This window comes from Leifsonia sp. L25 (assembly GCF_050632895.1).
The window spans coordinates 323,147-341,460 of record NZ_JBODRZ010000003.1; the positions used below are offsets into that span (position 1 = coordinate 323,147).

The window sequence follows — 18,314 nt, forward strand, 5'->3', positions numbered from 1 at the left end:
GTCAGGAGGTCGGAAGGTCAGGAGGCGTGCACGGCGTCGAGCGCGCGGCCGAACCGCTCGCGGAACTCCGCGAGCTCGGCGTCGCCGACGATCAGCGGGGGCGCGAGCCGGATGCTCGACTCGTTCGGCGCGTTGATGATGAGACCGTTCGCGAGCGCTGCGTCGGAGAGCCGGTGCGCCTCGCCGTCGGTGAGGCCCACACCGATCAGGAGGCCGGCGCCGCGGATGTCGCCGATCAGCGGCGAGTCGTACGAGCGCAGGATGGCACGCAGCTCCTCCCCGCGCCGGGCGGCGTTGCCGACCAGGTCTGCTCGCTCGATCTCGCCGATCACCGCGTTGCCCGCCGCCGTCGCCAGTGGGTTGCCGCCGAACGTCGAGCCGTGCTGGCCCTGGCTGTACAGCTCGGACGCCCGCCCGAAGGTGATGAGGGCGCCGATCGGCACTCCCCCGGCGATACCCTTCGCGACCGTGATCGCGTCCGGCAGGATGTCCGCGTGCTGGTACGCGAACCAGCGGCCGGTCCGGCCGATCCCGGTCTGGATCTCGTCGATGATCAGCAGCGCACCGTGCTGCTCGGTGAGCTCCCTGGCGCGCTGGAGGAAACCCTCGGGGAGGTCGAGCACGCCGGCCTCCCCTTGATCGGCTCCACGAACAGCGCGGCGACGCGGTCGTCGATCGCGGCCTCCAGGGCGTGGATGGTGGAGTCGATGTGCTCGACGCCGCCCGGCAGCGGCTCGAACGCTTCGCGCATCGGCGGCTTGCCCGTGAGCGCCAGCGAGCCCATCGTGCGGCCGTGGAACGCGTTGTGGAGGGCGAGCACGCGCGTGCGCCGCCCGTGCGGTCCCTTGTTGAGCCGCGCCAGCTTGAAGGCCGCCTCATTGGCCTCCGCACCCGAGTTGCCGAACAGGATGCGGCCGTGCTCACCCGCGCCGGTGATCGCGCGCAGGCGCTCCGCGAGCTCAAGCTGCGGCTGCGTGGAGAAGTAGTTGGACACGTGCGCGAGCGTCGCGACCTGGCGGCTCACGGCCTCCACCAGCGCCGGATGCGCGTGGCCCAGCGAGTTGACCGCGATACCCGCGAGGAAGTCCAGGTACTCGTTGCCGTCGACGTCCCAGACCCGGCAGCCCTCGCCGCGGGCGAGCATGAGTTTGGGCGTCGCCAACGTGCGCATCATGGCGTCGCCGTAGCGCGGCTTCCAGCGACCCTGGGTGTTGGCCTCGGTGCCAGGCACGATCTGTGCGGTCATGCGGGCACCACCTCCGTTCCGATTCCGGATTGCGTGAAGACTTCGAGCAGGATGGAGTGCGCCACGCGTCCGTCGATGATCGCGGCCTTGGGAACGCCGCCGTCGACCGCGTCGAGGCACGCCGACATCTTGGGGATCATGCCCGACTCCAGCGACGGGAGCAGCTCACGCAGCTCGGGCGCCGCGATCTTGGACAGCAGCGAGTCGCGGTTCGGCCAGTCGCTGTAGAGCCCGGCGACATCCGTCAGGATGACCAGCTTGGCCGCGCCGAGGGCGACGGCGAGCGCGGCAGCCGCCGCGTCGGCGTTGACGTTGAGCGCCTGGCCGGGGTCGTCGATGTCGGGCGCGATCGAGGAGACCACAGGGATGCGGCCGGCGTCGAGCTGGGCGAGCACGCCCTCCGGGTTGACCCCGATGACGTCGCCGACCAGGCCGAGGTCGACCTCGTCGCCGTCGACCACGGCGCCGCGCTTGCGGCCCTGGAAGAGCCCGGCATCCTCCCCGGAGAGCCCGGCGGCGAGCGGCCCGTGCTGGTTGATGTTGCTCACGATGTCGCGGTTGATCTGGCCGGTCAGCACCATGCGCACGACGTCCATCGCCTCCGGCGTGGTCACCCGGTAGCCGCCGCGGAACTCGCTCTCGATGCCGAGCCGGTCGAGCATCGCCGAGATCTGCGGGCCGCCGCCGTGCACGACCACCGGGCGGAGGCCGGCGTAGCGCAGGTAGACGATGTCTTCGGCGAAAGTGCGCTGGAGGTCGTCGTTCACCATCGCGTTGCCGCCGAACTTCACGACGATGATGCGGTCGTGGAAGGTCTTCAGCCAGGGCAGCGACTCGATGAGGGTCGCTGCCTTGTCCGCCGCGGCGGCGCGTTCGGCGGCCTCCGCCGTGTCGACGTCGTCGGTGTCGGTGTCGGTGTCGGTGTCGGTTTCTGTAGTCATCTCAGCTCGAGTAGGCGCTGTTCTCGTGGACGTAGTCGTGGGTCAGGTCGTTGGTGAGGATGGCCGCCGTCTCGTCGCCCGCGTGGAGGTCGATGAGCACGTGCACGGCACGCGGGGTCAGGTCGACGAGGTCGCGCGGCTGGTCCGGCTCCCCCGCCGTGCACACCTGCACGCCGTTGATGGCGACGTCGATGCCGTACGGGTCGAACTCGGCGTCGGTCGTGCCGACGGCGGCGAGCACGCGGCCCCAGTTGGGGTCGTTGCCGAAGATCGCCGCCTTGAACAGGTTGGAGCGCGACACCGCGCGGCCGACCGTCACGGCGTCGTCCTCGGTGCGGGCGTTCACGACCTCGATCGTCACGTCGTGGGAGGCGCCCTCGGCGTCCTCCTGGAGCTGCCTCGCCAGGCTGCGGCACACCTCGGTGAGCGCGAGCGTGAACTCCGCCGGGTCGGCTGCGACTCCGCTGGCGCCGGAGCCGAGCAGCGCGACGGTGTCGTTGGTCGACATGCAGCCGTCCGAGTCGAGCCGGTCGAACGTGACCCGGGTCGCGGCGCGGAGGGCGGTGTCGAGCTGGGTGGAGTCGAGCACCGCATCGGTGGTGATGACCACGAGCATCGTCGCGAGGCCCGGCGCGAGCATCCCCGCGCCCTTGGCCATGCCGCCGACCGCCCAGCCGGCGACAGAGACCTGCTCGGCCTGCTTCGGGCGGGTGTCCGTGGTCATGATGGCCTCGGCGGCGCCGAGCCCGGAGTCGCCCGCGAGCGCCGTGGCTGCCTGGGCGACGCCCGCGGTCAGCTTGTCGACGTCGAGCTGGTCGCCGATCAGGCCGGTGGAGCAGACCAGCACGTCGCCGGCCGAGACCCCGAGCGCCTCGCCGACGGCCTCCGCCGTCGCGTGCGTGGTCTGGAAGCCCTGAGAGCCGGTGTAGCAGTTGGCGCCGCCGGAGTTGAGGACGATGGCGGAGACCACGCCGTCGGCGATGACCTGCTCGCTCCAGAGGACGGGGTTCGCCTTGCAGCGGTTCGTCGTGAAGACCGCGGCGGCCGCCGTGAGCGGTCCACGGTTCTGGACCAGCGCGAGGTCGCGCTTGCCGCTGGACTTGAGGCCGGCTACGACGCCGGCGGCCGAGAATCCTTTGGCTGTGGTGACGCTCATGGCGCGACTCCGTTCACACTCAGACCGGCGGTCTCGGGGAGCCCGAGAGCGAGGTTCGCGGACTGGATCGCCGCGCCGGCCGTTCCCTTGTACAGATTGTCGATGGCGAGCACGGTCACGACCCGGCCGGCCGCGTGGTCGAGGGCGACCCCGATCAGCACGGTGTTCGAGCCGAGCACGTCCGCGGTGCGCGGGACGCTGCCGGCCGGCAGCACGTGCACGAACGGCTCGTCCGCGTAGGCGGCCTCCCAGGCTTCCTGCACCTGCGCGGCAGTCACCCCCGGCTTCACCCGGGCCGTGGAGGTCGCCAGGATGCCCCGCGACATCGGCACGAGCACCGGAGTGAACGACAGGGTCGGCGCGGTCGCGCCGGCCTTCCGCAGATTCTGCTGGATCTCCGGGATGTGCCGGTGCGTGCCGCCGACTGCGTACGGGTTCGCGGAGCCGAGGATCTCGCTGGCCAAGTACATGGTCTTGAGCGACTTGCCCGCACCGGACGGCCCGACCGCGAGGACGCTCACGATGTCCTCCTCCTCGATCACCCCGGCGTGGATGCCCGGCGCGAGGGCGAGCGACACGGCGCTCGCGTTGCAGCCGGGCGCCGCGATGCGGGTGGCGCCTGCGAGGTTCGCGCGCTGCCTGGCGCCGTCCGCCCCGACGATGAGCTCCGGGACGCCGTACGCCCACGAGCCGTAGTACTCGCCGCCGTAGAACGCCGCCCAATCGGCGGGGTCCTCCAGCCGGTGGTCGGCGCCCGCGTCGACCACGAGCGTGTCGGCGGGGAGGTGCGCGGCCACCTCCCCGAGCGGCCGTGCGGCAGCGCCAGGAACACGACGTCGTGACCGGCGAGGTTCTCCGGCGTGTTCTCGGTGAGGGTGAGGTGGGCGAGCGAACGCAGGTGCGGCTGGTGCGCGGCGAGCGGGTGACCGGCGTTGTTGTGCGCGGTCACGGTGCGGATCTCGAACCCGGGATGGTCGGCGAGGATGCGCAGCAGCTCGCCACCCGCGTACCCGGAGGCACCGGCGACGGCAACCGAGAAAGTCATGCTTGTTCCTTGATGGGGTGGACGACAGGGGGCCGAGGATCCGGCGACGCCCCTGTCCGACCGCGAAGGGTCGCCCGAGCGCCGCCTAGATTCGGCGGTCGCGCAGGCGTCGGCGCATCGAGGGGGCACCGACGTTAAGCATGCTGCAACCCTACCGCCCGATCCCGGCCCGTCACCAAATCGCCCCCGTCACACAGCGCCCGCGGCAACACGATTCGTGCCGAATGTCGCGTTTGGCGCCGCCAAAGTCCACATTCGTGACGAATGTGCACACCTATTCGCGGAGGTGGGCGCCGAAGAGCTCGTCGGCGCGGGCGGCGCCGGCGAGCTTCGCCTCGCTGGCCTCCGCCGCGGTGAGGGTGCGGTCGTCGGCGCGGAAGCGCAGCGCGAAGGTGAGGCTCTTGTGGCCGGCCGGGAGGCCGGCGCCGCGGTAGTCGTCGACCAGGCGGATGTCCTCCAGGAGCGCGCCGGCTCCCTCCCGCACCGCGTCGAGCAGCTCGCCCGCCGCGACCTCGTCGCGCACGACGAGCGAGAGGTCCTGCGTCGCCGCAGGGAAGCCGGCGATGACGCCCGCGACGATATCGGCGGGGGCCACGTCGATGAGGGCGTCCAGGTCGAGCTCGTAGACGGCCACGACGCGCGGGAGGTCGAGGTCTTCCGCGATGGCGGGCAGCAGCTCTCCGGCGTAGCCGACCGTGACGCGCGTGCCGTCCGCGGCGTGCGCCACGAGCTGGGCCGTGCGTCCCGGGTGGAGCGCCTGGTGGCGGCTCTGCACCGGTTCGACCCGAACACCGACGGCGGTCGCGGTCTGCTGGACCGCGGTGAGCGCGTCGGCGACGCCGACGGCGACCGGAGCCTGGCCCGGCTGCTTCTCGACCGCGTGGCCGACGATCAGGCCGGCGAGGTGGCGCGGCTGCGCGGGGATGCCCGCGTTCAGGCCGGCGAGCACGTCGTCGCCCGGAAGGGCGGCGCCGAGCGGCAGCTCCTCGCTGCCGAGCGGAGCGCCGCTCGGCAGGAACACCGTTCCGAGCTCGTAGATCCGCAGGTCGACCAGACCGCGCGCCAGGTTGCGCTTGGCCACGTCGATCAGGCCTGGTAGCAGCGACGTGCGCAGGTACGGGGCGGTCGCGTCGAGCGCGTTCGCCAGGCGCACCGCGGGCACCGGGCCGGCCTCGGGCGAGCCGAACAGGTCGTTCTGCGCCTCCGAGACGAACGGGAAGGCGAGCACCTCGGTCGCGCCGTTGTCGGCGAGCATCTGGGCGACGGCGCGGCGCAGCTTCTGCGCGCGCGTCAGGCCACGTCCGGGAGGCGCGACAGGCAGCACGGACGGGATGCGGTCGAACCCGACGATGCGGGCGACCTCCTCGGCCAGGTCGGACTTGTCGCGCAGGTCGGGACGCCAGCTCGGCGGCACGACCAGCAGGCCGTCGGCACCTCCGCTGACGGTGCCCCCGATCTCGGCGAGCGCGCCGCGCACCTCGTCATCGGTGAACTCCACGCCGATCAGGTTCGGGATGTAGTCGTTCGGCAGGCGGATCGGCTCGGCCTCCCCCGCCGTGTCGAGCAGCGAGCCGAGCTCGTCCGCGTGACCGCCGGCGAGCTGCTCCAGGAGCTGCACGACGCGCGCCGCCGCCGCGACGGCGACGCGCGGGTCGACGCCGCGCTCGAAACGCTTCGAGGCCTCGCTCGGCAGCTTGTGCCGACGAGCCGTGCGAGCGATGGACACCGGGTCGAAGTTGGCGGCCTCCACCAGGACGTTGCTCGTGCCCGCGCCGATCTCGGTGGACGCGCCGCCCATCACGCCGGCGAGGCCGATCGCGCCGGAGTCGTCGGTGATGAGGAGGTCCTCTTCGTCGAGCGTCCTGGTCTGGTCGTCCAGGGTCACGAGCATCTCGCCCGGGTGGGCGCGGCGCACGACGATGCCGCCGGACAGCTTGTCGAGGTCGTAGCCGTGGATCGGCTGGCCGAGCTCGAGCATCACATAGTTGGTGATGTCCACGATGAGCGAGATCGAGCGGATGCCGGCGAGCTTGAGCCGCGCCACCATCCAGGGCGGGGTCGGCCGGCTGCCGTCGACGTCGCGGACGACGCGCGTCACGAAGACCGTGGCGCCGACGCGCCCGCGGATCGGCGCACGGTCGTCGATGGTCACGCTGAAGCCGTGCGCGTGCGCACCCGCGGAGTGCACGCGCACCGCCTCGGCCGGGTCGCGGAAGGCCGCGCCCGTCGCGTGCGAGTACTCGCGCGCGATGCCGCGGATCGAGAACGCGTAGCCGCGGTCGGGGGTGACGTTGACCTCCACGGCGGTGTCGTCCAGACCGAGCAGCGAGATCGCGTCGGTGCCGACCTCCGGGTCGAGGCCGAGCGTCGACAGCCGCAGGATGCCCTCGTGGTCGTCGCCGAGGCCGAGCTCGCGCGCGGAGGCGATCATGCCGTCCGAGACGTGGCCGTAGGTCTTGCGGGCGGCGATCGGGAACGGGCCGGGCAGCACGGAGCCGGGCAGGGTCACCACGACCTTGTCGCCGAGCAGGAAGTTCCGTGCGCCGCAGACGATGCCGTGGACGGCGTCGCCACCGTCGGCTGCCTTCCGGCCGTCGGGCGCGACGCGGACCTGGCACCAGCGGATGGTCTTGCCGTTGCTCTGCGGCTCCTCCACGAAGTCCAGCACCTGGCCGACGACCACCGGACCGGTGATCTCGAAGGTGTGGACGTCCTCCTCCTCGAGGCCGACGGACACGAGCGCGGCGTGGACCTCCTCGGCCGTGGTGCCGGGCTCCAGGTCGACGTACTCGCCGAGCCAACTCAGGGGGACGCGCATCAGACCACCATTCCGAACTGCTGAGAGAACCGGACATCGCCCTCGGCCATGTCGCGCATGTCTTTGACGTCGTTGCGGAACATCAGCGCCCGCTCGACACCCATCCCGAACGCGAAGCCGGAATACACCTCGGGGTCGATGCCCGCCGAGCGGAGCACGTTCGGGTTCACCATGCCGCAGCCACCCCACTCGATCCAGCGGGCGCCGCCCTTGAACGTGGGGTGCCAGAGGTCGAGCTCGGCGCTCGGCTCGGTGAACGGGAAGTAGTTGGGACGCAGGCGCACGCGGGCGCCCTCGCCGAACAGCGTCTTGGCGAAGTGGTCGAGCGTACCGCGCAGGTGCGCCATCGTCAGGCCCTTGTCGACGGCGATGCCCTCGGTCTGGGTGAACACGGGCAGGTGGGTCGCATCGAACTCGTCGGTGCGGAACACCCGGCCCGGTGCGATCCGGTAGACCGGCAGTTCGTTGCCGAGGAGGGCGCGGAGCTGCACCGGCGAGGTGTGCGTGCGCAGCACGAGGTGCGCGTTCGTCGGCTCGACGAAGAAGGTGTCCTGCATCGCGCGCGCGGGGTGGTCGGCGTCGAAGTTGAGCGCGTCGAAGTTGTACCACTCGCTCTCCAGCTCGGGGCCCTCCGCGACCTCCCAGCCCATTCCGACGAAGATGTCGGCGATGCGCTCCTGCAGGAGGCTGAGCGGGTGGCGGGCGCCGGGCGTCCAGCGGGTCGGGAGGGCGGTGACGTCCACGGCCTCGGCGGCGAGCCGGGCGGCGTCCTCCTCGGCCGCGATCACGGCCTCCTTCGCGGCGAACGCCTGGTTCACACGACCGCGGGCGCCGCCGACGAGCTTGCCGGCCGCGGCCTTCCGATCGCCGGGGAGCGAGCGGATGGCGGCGTTCAGCCGCGCGAGCGGGGACCCCTCCGCGGTGTGGTCGTGGCGGACGGCCTTCAGCGCGTCCGAGGTGCCGGCGGCGTCGATCGCGGCGAGCGCCGCGGCGACGGCCGCGTCGACGGTCGCCTCGGTGATTTCTGTGGTTTCAGACACGGTTCCCCAGTTTAGTCGGTGGACGACGGGGCTACTGCGCCGAGTACACCAGGTATGCGGCCTCCCACAGCCGGTCGGGAGCCGGGACGGTCAGTCCGGCGAGGAGCAGGGTGAGCTGATCGATCAGCTGGTGCCAGCCCGCCGCGAAGTCGGGCGCCGAGCGCAGCCGCCCGGCGCCACTGCGCCTATCCCAAGTCTTGGCATCCTTCACTCCGTCTTGCTCGAGCGACAGCAGCGTGCCGTCGCCGGTCTCCGTGAGGCGGATGCTCACCGCGGCGTCGCCCCAGGTGAAGCGGAGATGCGCGCGATCTTCGAGCTGCAACACCTCCAGGACCTGGACGGCTCCCTCCACGTTCTCGTCGCCGAGCCGCATCACGTCGCCGAGCCGCAGCCGGCGCTCGCGCGCGGGATCGTCGGGCCACTCCACGACCGGCCACAGCCAGCGGCCAACGCGGTCGGGCACGGTGAGGGCGTCCCAGACGTCGTCGACGGGCGCATCGAGGAGGCGCTGGAGCGACACCGCCGAGCGCTCCCCCTCCCGCGTCATCGTGGCGGCGACGAGCGACGCCTCCGCGCTGCGGTACTCGCCGAGCGCGGCGTCGAACGCGGCCGGATCGGCGGCCTCGCCGAGGTAGCCGTCGTGCTCCTGCGGCGACGCCTCCGCGCCGAGCTCTCGAGCCAGGTGGGTGAGGACGTCCTGCCAGCCGGCCCCGTACACGGAGGCGGTGACCGCCTGCACGCGCCGGTGGGTCAGCGTGAGGAGGACGCGGCCCTCCCCGCCGGCTGGATGACGGCCTCCAGCTCGGTCGGCGCCTCGACCTGGCCGGCGCCGCGGAAGCGCCAGGTCACCACGAGGCGCCGCTCGGGCTCGCAGGCCAGCACGCGGCCGTCGACCACGGCATCCGCGTCGGGGCCGCCCATCGCGAGACGGAAGCCGTCGGACGTCTGCTCGTAGCGGCCGATCCAGCGGGCCAACCGCTCGGGCTCGGTGAGCGCGGCCCACAGGTCGCCCGCGGTCGCCGGGTACTCCCGCTCGACCGTGACCGAGCGGCGCGGGCCGTCGAGGGCGAGCTCTCCCCACAGGGTCATGAGGCGGCCTTTCCGGTGTGGTGGATGCTCGTGCTGCGAGTGCGGCCGCGCACCAGCTCGGTGCCGAGCGCGTCGAGCCGCTGCTCCCAGAATGCCGCGAGCCCGTCGAACCAGGCGGCTGCCTCCTCCAGCCCGGCGGGCTCCAGCGCGTAGACGCGGCGCTGGCCCTCCACCCGGGACGCCACGACGCCCGCCTCGCGCAGCACCCGCAGGTGCCGGGACGCCGCCGGCTGTGTGATCCCGAACTCGTCGGCTGCGAGCGTCGCGAGCTCGCCGGCCGTGCGCTCGCCGCGCGCGAGCAACTCCACGAAGCGCCGCCGCACGGGGTCGCCCACCGCCTCCAGACCGTCCATGCGGCCAACCTATCAAGCCCGCGTTATATAACGCAAGGCTTATCGATCACTCCGAGCGCTGTGCGAACGCCGATTCGTACAAGCAGACCGACGCCGCCGTCGCGAGGTTCATCGACTCGGCGCGGCCGTAGATCGGGACCGTCACCACCCGGTCCACCAGCCCGAGCAGGTCGTCGGCGAGCCCGTGTGCCTCGTTGCCGAACACCCACGCGGTCGGCCGGGCGAGCTGGCCCTCCTGACGCGCGGCGAGGAGGTCCTCCCCTTGATGTCGGCGGCCAGCACCTGCAGGCCGGCGGTGTGCGCGCGGCCGACGACATCGGCGAGGTCGGCGCCGACCGCGACCGGCACGTGGAACAGCGACCCCGTCGTGGAGCGCACGACCTTGGGATTGTAGAGGTCGACGGTTCGGCCGGTGAGGACCACGGCGTCGGCGCCCGCAGAGTCGGCGGCGCGGATGATCGTGCCCGCGTTGCCGGGATCGCGCACCTCCTCCAGGATCGCCACCAGCCGCGGCTCGTCGGCGAAGATGTCGCGGATGGAGGTCGGGAGCTGCCGGCACACGGCGACGAAGCCCTGCGGGGTGACGGTGTCGGCCATCGTGTCGAGCACGTGCTCCGTGACGAACTCGACGTCGACGCCGGCCTCCACCGCCGTCTGCGCGATGTCCTGATAGCGCTCCAGCGCGGTCGGCGTCGCGTACAGCTCGACGACGAGCTCGGGACGGTAGGTGAGCGCCTCGGAGACCGCCTGCGGCCCTTCGAGAAGGAACAGCCCGGTCTCGGCGCGGGCGGGACGTTTCGCCAGCTTCGCAACGGCGCGGACGCGCGGTGAGCGCGGGTTGTCAAGCATGCGCTCAGCTTATCGGCGGCCACTCCGGTAGCCGTAGCTCCGGCACGCTCCGAAGTTGCGACAACTCCGGAGATTCCGGGCGGGAGGCGGCGATCTCCGGAAATGGCGACGAGGCGGGGAACGCCGAACGGCCCGGTCGACGCGAGGTCGGCCGGGCCGTTCGAGAGGCGTGGTGCGCTGCTTACGCGGCCTTCGGGGCCGAGGTGTCGGCCGGGAGGGCCTTCTTCGCCGTCTCGACGAGGGCCGCGAAGGTCGCGGGCTCGTTCACGGCCAGCTCGGCGAGGATGCGACGGTCGACCTCGACGCCCGCCAGGCCCAGGCCCTGGATCAGACGGTTGTAGGTGAGGCCGTTCGCGCGGCTCGCGGCGTTGATCCGCTGGATCCAGAGGCGGCGGAAGTCGCCCTTCTTCTGGCGGCGGTCGCGGTACGAGTAGACGAGCGAGTGGGTGACCTGCTCCTTCGCCTTGCGGTAGAGGCGCGACCGCTGACCGCGGTAGCCCTCGGCGCGCTCGAGGATGACCCGACGCTTCTTGTGGGCGTTGACAGCCCTCTTCACTCTTGCCATTAGTCGATTTTCCTTACGTGCGTGTCGGGGAGGAGGGTTACTTGCCGAGCATCCGGCGGATGACCTTGGCGTCCACCTCGGGAACGACCTGCTCCTGGTTGAGGCGACGCTTGCGGTCGCTGGACTTGACCTCCAGGTTGTGGCGCATACCGGCCTGCTGCTTCATGACCTTGCCGGTGCCGGTGATCTTGAAGCGCTTCTTGGCGCCGGAGTGGGACTTCTGCTTGGGCATTACTTCTCCTCGTTCGTCGCCTGGGCGGGCGAACTCTCTTCGGACTGAGCAGCGTCGGCTGTCTCAGCAACCGCCTCCTGGTCGCGCCCCTGGGCGCGCGCCTTGGAAGCGGCACGTACTGCGTTGGCCTCGGCCTTGGCCTCGGACTTGTTCTTGAGCGGGCTGATGATCATCACCATGTTGCGGCCGTCGATGGTCGGGTTCGACTCGACCTGGCCGAATTCGGCGACGTCCTCCGCGAAGCGCTGCAGGAGGCGGACGCCCTGGTCCGGACGCGACTGCTCGCGGCCGCGGAACAGGATCATGGCCTTCACCTTGTCGCCGGACTTCAGGAAGCCCTCGGCGCGCTTGCGCTTGGTCTCGTAGTCGTGCTTGTCGATCTTGAGGCGGAACCGCACCTCTTTGAGGATGGTGTTCGCCTGGTTGCGCCGGGCCTCCTTGGCCTTCTGCGCAGCCTCGTACTTGAACTTGCCGTAGTCCATGATCTTCGCGACCGGCGGCTTGGAATTGGGCGCGACCTCGACCAGGTCGAGATCCGCCTCCTGCGCGAGTCGGATGGCGACCTCGATCTTGACGACGCCGACCTGCTCTCCGCTGGGGCCGACGAGTCGAACTTCGGGGACGCGGATACGGTCATTCGTACGGGGTTCGCTGATGTCAGTCTCCTCTGATGAGCGATGCTTCGAGTGCTCGGGCCGTCGTTCGACGGTTCGGAGAAAGCGGGGATTCCACGCACCAGCGCAGCCCCACGGCCCGATTTTCCCGAAGGATTCGGTTCGCAGGGCTGGTGCAGCACCCTGACTACCGCCGTGCTGACGCACGTCGGCGGAGTGCAACGACCCGGTAACCTGTAAAGCGGTCAAGCGCGGGTGGGAGGAATCTCCACTTTCGTCCCGAGGCAGATGCCCCGGAGCCCGAACGATTCTAACAGAGGAAAGCAGTGAGCGACACATCCCCCATCTCCGACGGTCACCTGCACGAGGACGAGGCCATCGCGGGAGCCACGCGCGACATCGCCGAGGTGCCCGCCGTCGAGGTCATCACGACCACCGCCGTGCACCTGATGAGCGCCGCCGCGGTGAAGGTCGGCCTGGCCGACGACCCGGAGCACCAGACGGATCTGGACGAGGCCCGCAAGCTGATCGACGCCCTCGCCGGCCTGGTGACGGCCAGCGCCGCCCACCTCGGCGACCAGCACGCGCGCAGCCTGCGCGACGGCCTCCGCTCGCTGCAGCTCGCGTTCCGCGAGGCGTCCCCGTTCCCGGACGAGATCGGCAAGGGGCCGGGCGAGAAGTACACCGGGCCGGTCAACTGATGGACGCCGCCTGATGGACGCCGCCTGATGGACGCCGCCGGCCGTGGCCGCATTTCCGCACGAATGTCGCGTTTGGCGCCGCCAGAGGCGACATTCGGCACGAATGTCGGCGCTATGCCGCACCGCGCGCACGGTGCCCGGTGTGGCCGAGGGAGGCGACCGCGATGGTGATCGCGGCCGAGAGCAGCACCCCGAGCGACACGTGCACGAGCAGCGCGAGCGCGCCCGCTGCCGCCCCCGCGGTGATGAGCAGCACGGCGAGCGCGCGTCGCACCCAGAGCGAGCCGTTCCCGCCGGCCAGCCGGCTGTCGGCGGCGAGGCCGGTCAGCGTCGAGGTCACCACCACGGTCGTGACGTCGGCCACCTTCACCCGGCGCGCCAGCGCCGCCTGCATGCCCATCGCGAAGCCGAGCGCTGAGGTGGCGACGGTACCGACCAGCTGCGGGTCGAGGTGCAGCGCGAACGCCAGCAGCGCGGCGATCGCGGTCAGGAGCCCGGCGATCACCCACAGCGTCGCCGTCACGCGACCCGACCACCCGTCGTCTCGGCGCACGAGCCTGCTGCCGACCACGGCGCCCCCGAAGAACGCTCCGAGCGCCAGCAACGGCCGGAGGATCGGGAGGTTCGTGGTCCCGGTCAGCGCCATCCCGAGCAGGACCACGTTGCCGGTCATGTTGCCCGTGAAGACCCGGTCGAGGCCGAGGTAGCCGGTGGCGTCGACGACGCCGGTCGAGAACGTGAGGGCGAGCATGAGGGCCAGGTGCAGCCGATCGGCGTCGGCGCGGCCCAGACGGTGAGTGAGCGACACGGAGGTCCACCCTATTCGAGACGGACCCGCGCCGGCGGCGGTGCAGGATGGAGTGCATGACGTTCACGCCTCCCCCGCCGTCACCTCCCGCCCCACCCTCACCGGCACCTTCGGGATGTCGGCCTCCACGCACTGGCTGGCGACGGCGAGCGCGCAGGCCGTCCTGGAGCGCGGCGGGAACGCGTTCGACGCCGCGGTCGCCGCGGCGTTCGTGCTGCACGTGGTGGAGCCGCACCTGAACGGCCCGGGCGGCGACCTGGTGGCGCTGTTCGCCACGGCCGAGGACCCGGCCCCGGTCGTGCTCGCCGGGCAGGGTCCCGCCCCGGCGGGCGCGACGCGCGAGCATTACCTCGCCGAGGGGCTGGAGCTCGTCCCCGGCGCCGGCGCCCTCGCGGCGGCGGTGCCGGGTGCGGTCGACGCCTGGCTGCTGCTGCTGAAGGACCACGGCACCTGGGAGCTCGCCGACGTCCTCGCCTTCGCGATCGGGTACGCCGGGGACGGCCATCCCGTGCTGGAGCGGGTGTGCACGACGATCCGCACCGTCTCCGGGCTGTTCGCCGAGCACTGGCCCACCTCGGCCGAGCACTGGATGCCGGGGGACCGAGTCCCTGAGGCCGGCGAGCTGATCCGCAACCCGGCCTACGCACGTGTGCTGCGCGGACTGATCGCGGCGGGCGACTCGGACGCGACGCGCGAGGAACGGGTGGAGGCCGCCCGCACCGAGTGGGCGACCGGGCTGGTGGCCCGGGAGGCGTCCGCGTTCGCGCGCATCCCGCACCGGCACTCCCCGGCACCGACCACGCGGGCGTGATCGCGGAGTCGGACTTCGCCGCGTTCCGCGCCGGGTACGAGCCGGCGACGACGCTGGAGTTCCGCGGGCACACGATCGCGAAGACCGGCGCCTGGGGGCAGGGGCCCGCGCTGCTGGAGACGCTGGCCATCCTCGACGGCTTCGACGACGAGCGCCTCGACCCGTCGACGGAGCTCGGTGCGCACACCATCCTGGAGGCGCAGAAGCTCGCCTACGCCGACCGCGACGCCTACTTCGGCGACGCACGCGTGCCGCTCGGGGAGTTGCTGGCGCCGGACTACATCGCCGCGCGCCGCGCCCTGATCGGAGACCGGGCGTCGGCCGAGTTCCGCCCGGGCCGCATTACGGGTGCCGAGCCGTTCATCCCGCCGCTGCGCACCGTGTACGAGCCGCCGCTGGCCGACGCCATCGCCGGCGTCGGCGAGCCCACCGTGGCACGCGACGGGACCACCCGCGGCGACACCTGCCACCTCGACGTCGTGGACCGCTGGGGCAACATCGTCTCCGCGACGCCCTCCGGCGGCTGGCTGCAGTCGTCGCCGACCGTCCCCGCGCTCGGCTTCTGCCTCGGCACGCGCCTGCAGATGACCTGGCTGGAGGAGGGCTCGGCCTCCACCCTGCAGCCCGGCAAGCGCCCGCGGACGACCCTCACCCCCACGCTCGTGCTGCGCGACGGCGTGCCGGTGACCGCGCTCGGCTCGCCGGGCGGCGACCAGCAGGACCAGTGGCAGCTCCTCTACCTGCTGCGCACGCTCGTCGGCGGCTACACGCCCCAGCAGGCGATCGACGCGCCCGCGCTGCACACGACCTCGCTGGCGGAGTCGTTCTGGCCGCGCACCTGGGTGCCGGCAGGCGCCGTCGTGGAGTCGCGGCTCGGCGAGGAGGTCATCGCCGGACTGGAGGCGCGCGGCCACATCGTGACGCGGGCCGGCGGATGGACGCTCGGCCGGCTGTCGTCGGTGGGGCGGGACCCCGAGACCGGGGTGCTCTCCGCGGCCGCCAACCCGCGTGGGATGCAGGGGTACGCGGCGGGACGGTAGGAGAGCTCTACCCGGCCGCCGCTGCGGCCTCCCGCACCGCCTCCACGGTGCGCCCGGCCTCCACGCGGTCGGTGAGCCAGTTGCTGACCGAGAACCGGAGCACCGCTTTCCCGTGCCACTCGGACGGCGACGCCAGCGCGACCCCGCCTTCCCTCAGCGCCTCCCCCACCCGGCGCGTCCGGTCGTCGTCGCCGAACGCGGCGCAGACCTGCGTGTACACGACATCGTTGAGCACGCGGGCTCCGGGGATGGTCGCGAGTCCCTCGGCGATCGTCGCGGCCGCGTCGGCCAGGCCCTGGACGGGGTCGGCCACGCCCGCGCGGCCGAGCTGGGCCAGCGTCGCGTACACCGGCACGCCGCGCGCGCGGCGACTGAGCTCCGGGACGCGGTCTTCGGGATCCGACGCGCCGGACATCGCCGCGAGGTAGGCCGCGTGCTGCGCCATCGAGGCGTGCAGCACCTCCGGGTGCGCGACGATCGCGACGCCGCTGTCGTACGGGACGTTGAGCGTCTTGTGCGCGTCTGTCGCCCAGGAGTCGGCGGCCTCGAGCCCCGCTGTGAGATACCGCAGGCGCGGAGCCGCCGCGGCCCAGAGCCCGAACGCGCCGTCGACGTGCACCCATGCGCCCGCGGCGTGCGCGACCTCGATCGCATCGGCCAGCGGGTCGAACGCGCCCGAGTGGACGTTGCCCGCCTGGAGGCACACCAGCGCAGGGCCCTCTCCCTCCGCGAGCGCCTCGCGGAGGGCGTCGACTCGGATCCGCCCTTGGTCGTCGGCGGCGACCGAGTGTCCGGCGCCGAGGCCGGCCAGCATCGCCGCGCTGTCGATCGAGCCGTGCCGCTCGGCTCCGACCAGCAGGCGCACCCGCGGGCCTCCGGCCAGGCCGTCGGCTCGCGCGTCCCAGCCGGCGCGGCGCAGGGTCTCGTCGCGTCCGCAGATCAGGCCGACGAGGTTCGCGACGGTCGCTCCGGTCACGTAGCCGACCTCAGCCTGCGCGGGGAGCCCGAGCAGGTCGAGCATCCACTCCGCGGCGAGCTCCTCCGCCGCGATCACGCCGGGGGTGACCGCGCGCAGGGCGGTGTTCTGGTCCCAGGCGGCGACCAGCCAGTCGGCGCCGAGTGCGACGGGTTGCGCGCCGCCGATCACCCAGCCGTGGAAGCGCGGGGAGTGCATCCGGATCAGCCCGGGCTCGACGGCCGACGCGAGCTGCGTCAGCACCTCCGTGGCGGCCGGCCCGCGCTCGGGGAGCCGCCGGCCCAGCTCGTCCTTGACCGCCTCGACGTCGGCGGCCGGCGGGATGCCTCCCTCGCGCACCCCGTCCAGCCATCGCCCCGCCAGCCCGGCGGCCTCGCCGAGCACGGGACGGAACGCATCGTCCACACGGGCAGGGTAGCCCTCGCCCACGGCCGGCGACAACGGAGGAGGGCCGAGGCGACGGGCCGGTGTGGAACAGTCAGCGGAGCGGACGGACGGCGGAGCCGGCCGGAGCTCCGCCGCTGTCGACGCGGGCGGCGGTCACCAGGTGGGCGGGCGGCGGGTCTCCCAGTGGAGGCGGCGTTCGAGCTGCGCCGCCAAGGACAGCAGCGTGCGCTCCCCGCCCGGGCGGCCGATGAGCTGCACACCCATCGGCAGGCCGTCAGCCGTCTGCGCGACCGGCAGCGTGATCGCCGGCAGGCCGGTGACGTTCAGCATCGAGGTGAACGGCGTGTACAGCACCTGCTGCGCGAAGTTGCGCTCCCCGTCCTCCTGGTCGTACCAGCCGATCGGCCGCGGCGTGAGCGCGAGCGCCGGCGTCAGCACGGCATCGAACGACGCGAGCTGGCGGATGAACGAGCGCTCGTACGCGGTCAGCGCGCTCAGCGCCTCGCTCAGCTCGCGGGCGAGGATGCTCCGGCCGCGCTGCACGAGCCATGCCGTGAGCGGCTCCAGCAGGTCGAGCGCCTCCCCCTCGGCAGGGATGCGCGCCGCGCCCGCCTGCCAGATCGTCCGGAATGCCGGGGCGTAGGTCGGGTCGGGCGCGAGCGCGGTCTCCTCGATCCCGTGACCCATCGCCGCGAACGCCTCCACCGCCGCGTCGAGCGCAGAGCGGGCCTCCGGCGAGACCACGATGTCGTAGGCGTCGTCCCACGCGGAGGTCGTCATCACGCCGAGCTGGAACCGGCCCTCGCCGCGGATCGCCGTGCCGAGGAAGGGTCCGTCGTCGTCGTACGGCGCGCGCAGCGTGAAGTGGTGGTCGATGCGGCCGCCGGCCTTGGCGATCATCCCGTCGAGCAGGAGCGCCGCGTCCGCGGTGGTGCGGGCCAGCGGGCCGGCCACGACCAGTCCGGCGAGCGAGTCGATGCCGCTTCCCGCGGGCACCAGCCCGCGCGACGGCTTCAGGCCGACCAACCCGCACGCGGCGGCGGGGATGCGCACCGACCCGCCGCCGTCGGAGCCGGGCGCGAACGGCAGCATCCCGCTCGCCACCGCGACGGCCGCGCCCCCGCTCGACCCGCCGGCCCCGAGCTCGGGGTTCCACGGGTTGCGGGCGGGCGGCGCCGCGAGCGACTCGGTGTAGGCGGGGAGGCCGAACTCCGGCGCGTTGGTCTTGCCCAGGCTCACGGCCCCCGCGGCGTCCAGGGTCTCCACGATCTCGTCGGAGCGGTCGGGGACGAAGCCCGCCATCACCCGCGAGCCGAAGCCCGCCGGGACGCCTGCGCGCAGCCACAAGTCTTTGTCGCCGGACGGCAGTCCCCACAGCGGTGCGGTCTTCGGGACGCGCGCGGAGACCTCGTCGGCCCGCTCCAGCGCGCGCTCGCGGGTGACCGTGACGAACGCACCAAGCTGCGGGTTCAGCCGCTCGATGCGGTCGAGGTAGTGGGAGGCCAGCTCCCGCGGCGACACCCTCCCCGCCTGCAGTTCCTGCCACAACGCCAGCGCCGTCATCTCATGGAGTTCCACGGGGTCCACGCTATGCCCTCGAGTTCGCGGCCTTCGACCTGAACAGCGCGGCCTCGGCCGAGCGC

14 protein-coding genes and 4 pseudogenes are annotated in these 18,314 nt (G+C 72.5%); 2 read left to right on the top strand and 16 right to left on the bottom strand.

The features are described from left to right. Positions 1–17: 17 nt before the first annotated feature. The 13 genes and pseudogenes from ACRAWC_RS05505 to infC all read right to left on the bottom strand — a co-directional run bounded on the left by ACRAWC_RS05505 (position 18) and on the right by infC (position 11,990). Positions 18–1,246 (bottom strand): annotated as a pseudogene (locus tag ACRAWC_RS05505) (acetylornithine transaminase). Further along, entirely contained in the window at positions 1,243–2,187 is a 945-nt protein-coding gene (gene argB, locus ACRAWC_RS05510; RefSeq protein WP_431346852.1) for an acetylglutamate kinase, read from the bottom strand. Before argB ends, ACRAWC_RS05505 begins: the two are co-directional and overlap by 4 nt. 1 nt (position 2,188) lies before the next feature. Further along, on the bottom strand, positions 2,189–3,343 hold the full coding sequence (gene argJ / locus ACRAWC_RS05515; protein WP_431346853.1) for a bifunctional glutamate N-acetyltransferase/amino-acid acetyltransferase ArgJ: 1,155 nt from the start codon (positions 3,341–3,343) through the stop codon (positions 2,189–2,191). After that, positions 3,340–4,388: pseudogene (gene argC, locus ACRAWC_RS05520) on the bottom strand (N-acetyl-gamma-glutamyl-phosphate reductase). The gene argJ and the pseudogene argC overlap by 4 nt, the downstream one beginning before the upstream one ends. A 274-nt stretch (positions 4,389–4,662) precedes the next feature. Beyond that, positions 4,663–7,206: a phenylalanine--tRNA ligase subunit beta gene (pheT, locus tag ACRAWC_RS05525; RefSeq protein WP_431346854.1), complete on the bottom strand. Its 2,544-nt coding sequence runs from the start codon at positions 7,204–7,206 to the stop codon at positions 4,663–4,665. Next, on the bottom strand, positions 7,206–8,246 hold the full coding sequence (gene pheS / locus ACRAWC_RS05530) for a phenylalanine--tRNA ligase subunit alpha (RefSeq protein WP_431346855.1): 1,041 nt from the start codon (positions 8,244–8,246) through the stop codon (positions 7,206–7,208). Before pheS ends, pheT begins: the two co-directional genes overlap by 1 nt. A 31-nt stretch (positions 8,247–8,277) precedes the next feature. Further along, entirely contained in the window at positions 8,278–8,985 is a 708-nt protein-coding gene (locus ACRAWC_RS05535) for an SRPBCC domain-containing protein (protein WP_431346856.1), read from the bottom strand. An 11-nt stretch (positions 8,986–8,996) separates the two neighbouring features. Next, a complete protein-coding gene (locus ACRAWC_RS05540) occupies positions 8,997–9,335 on the bottom strand; it encodes an SRPBCC family protein (protein WP_431346857.1) in 339 nt (112 codons plus the stop codon). Then, positions 9,332–9,688: an ArsR/SmtB family transcription factor gene (locus ACRAWC_RS05545; protein ID WP_431346858.1), complete on the bottom strand. Its 357-nt coding sequence runs from the start codon at positions 9,686–9,688 to the stop codon at positions 9,332–9,334. Before ACRAWC_RS05545 ends, ACRAWC_RS05540 begins: the two co-directional genes overlap by 4 nt. A 46-nt stretch (positions 9,689–9,734) precedes the next feature. Continuing rightward, positions 9,735–10,537: pseudogene (locus ACRAWC_RS05550) on the bottom strand (TrmH family RNA methyltransferase). A gap of 181 nt (positions 10,538–10,718) precedes the next feature. After that, positions 10,719–11,102 (bottom strand): 50S ribosomal protein L20, encoded by a 384-nt coding sequence (gene rplT, locus ACRAWC_RS05555; RefSeq protein WP_369960700.1) that lies wholly within the window; start codon positions 11,100–11,102, stop codon positions 10,719–10,721. Positions 11,103–11,139: 37 nt separating this feature from the next. Next, positions 11,140–11,334 (bottom strand): 50S ribosomal protein L35, encoded by a 195-nt coding sequence (gene rpmI / locus ACRAWC_RS05560; protein WP_369960701.1) that lies wholly within the window; start codon positions 11,332–11,334, stop codon positions 11,140–11,142. Further along, positions 11,334–11,990 (bottom strand): translation initiation factor IF-3, encoded by a 657-nt coding sequence (gene infC / locus ACRAWC_RS05565; RefSeq protein ID WP_431349369.1) that lies wholly within the window; start codon positions 11,988–11,990, stop codon positions 11,334–11,336. The genes rpmI and infC overlap by 1 nt, the downstream gene beginning before the upstream one ends. 284 nt (positions 11,991–12,274) lie before the next feature. Between infC and ACRAWC_RS05570 the strand changes: the two genes are divergently transcribed. Further along, positions 12,275–12,649 carry a DUF1844 domain-containing protein gene (locus ACRAWC_RS05570; protein ID WP_431346859.1) on the top strand — a complete coding sequence of 125 codons (375 nt, stop codon included), beginning with the start codon at positions 12,275–12,277 and terminating at the stop codon, positions 12,647–12,649. Positions 12,650–12,761: 112 nt separating this feature from the next. On the opposite strand, the gene ACRAWC_RS05575 is transcribed toward ACRAWC_RS05570, so the two are convergent. Next, positions 12,762–13,457 carry a YoaK family protein gene (locus tag ACRAWC_RS05575; protein ID WP_431346860.1) on the bottom strand — a complete coding sequence of 232 codons (696 nt, stop codon included), beginning with the start codon at positions 13,455–13,457 and terminating at the stop codon, positions 12,762–12,764. Between the two features lie 56 nt (positions 13,458–13,513). Here ACRAWC_RS05575 and ACRAWC_RS05580 point away from each other — a divergent pair. Next, positions 13,514–15,308 (top strand): annotated as a pseudogene (locus tag ACRAWC_RS05580) (gamma-glutamyltransferase family protein). Positions 15,309–15,315: 7 nt separating this feature from the next. Here ACRAWC_RS05580 and ACRAWC_RS05585 read toward each other — a convergent pair. Both ACRAWC_RS05585 and ACRAWC_RS05590 read right to left on the bottom strand, forming a co-directional pair. Next, on the bottom strand, positions 15,316–16,689 hold the full coding sequence (locus ACRAWC_RS05585) for a pyridoxal phosphate-dependent decarboxylase family protein (RefSeq protein WP_431346861.1): 1,374 nt from the start codon (positions 16,687–16,689) through the stop codon (positions 15,316–15,318). A 135-nt stretch (positions 16,690–16,824) separates the two neighbouring features. Then, complete coding sequence (locus ACRAWC_RS05590; protein ID WP_431349370.1) at positions 16,825–18,234, bottom strand: amidase; 1,410 nt, start codon at positions 18,232–18,234, stop codon at positions 16,825–16,827. Between the last annotated feature and the right edge of the window lie 80 nt (positions 18,235–18,314).

Excerpts from the sequence above, each read along its gene's own strand:
- rpmI (WP_369960701.1), bottom strand. The coding sequence starts at position 11,334 with ATGCCCAAGCAGAAGTCCCACTCCGGCGCCAAGAAGCGCTTCAAGATC.
- argB (WP_431346852.1), bottom strand. The coding sequence starts at position 2,187 with ATGACTACAGAAACCGACACCGACACCGACACCGACACCGACGACGTC.
- argJ (WP_431346853.1), bottom strand. The coding sequence starts at position 3,343 with ATGAGCGTCACCACAGCCAAAGGATTCTCGGCCGCCGGCGTCGTAGCC.
- pheT (WP_431346854.1), bottom strand. The coding sequence starts at position 7,206 with ATGCGCGTCCCCCTGAGTTGGCTCGGCGAGTACGTCGACCTGGAGCCC.
- ACRAWC_RS05540 (WP_431346857.1), bottom strand. The coding sequence starts at position 9,335 with ATGACCCTGTGGGGAGAGCTCGCCCTCGACGGCCCGCGCCGCTCGGTC.
- ACRAWC_RS05545 (WP_431346858.1), bottom strand. The coding sequence starts at position 9,688 with ATGGACGGTCTGGAGGCGGTGGGCGACCCCGTGCGGCGGCGCTTCGTG.
- rplT (WP_369960700.1), bottom strand. The coding sequence starts at position 11,102 with ATGGCAAGAGTGAAGAGGGCTGTCAACGCCCACAAGAAGCGTCGGGTC.
- ACRAWC_RS05590 (WP_431349370.1), bottom strand. The coding sequence starts at position 18,234 with ATGACGGCGCTGGCGTTGTGGCAGGAACTGCAGGCGGGGAGGGTGTCG.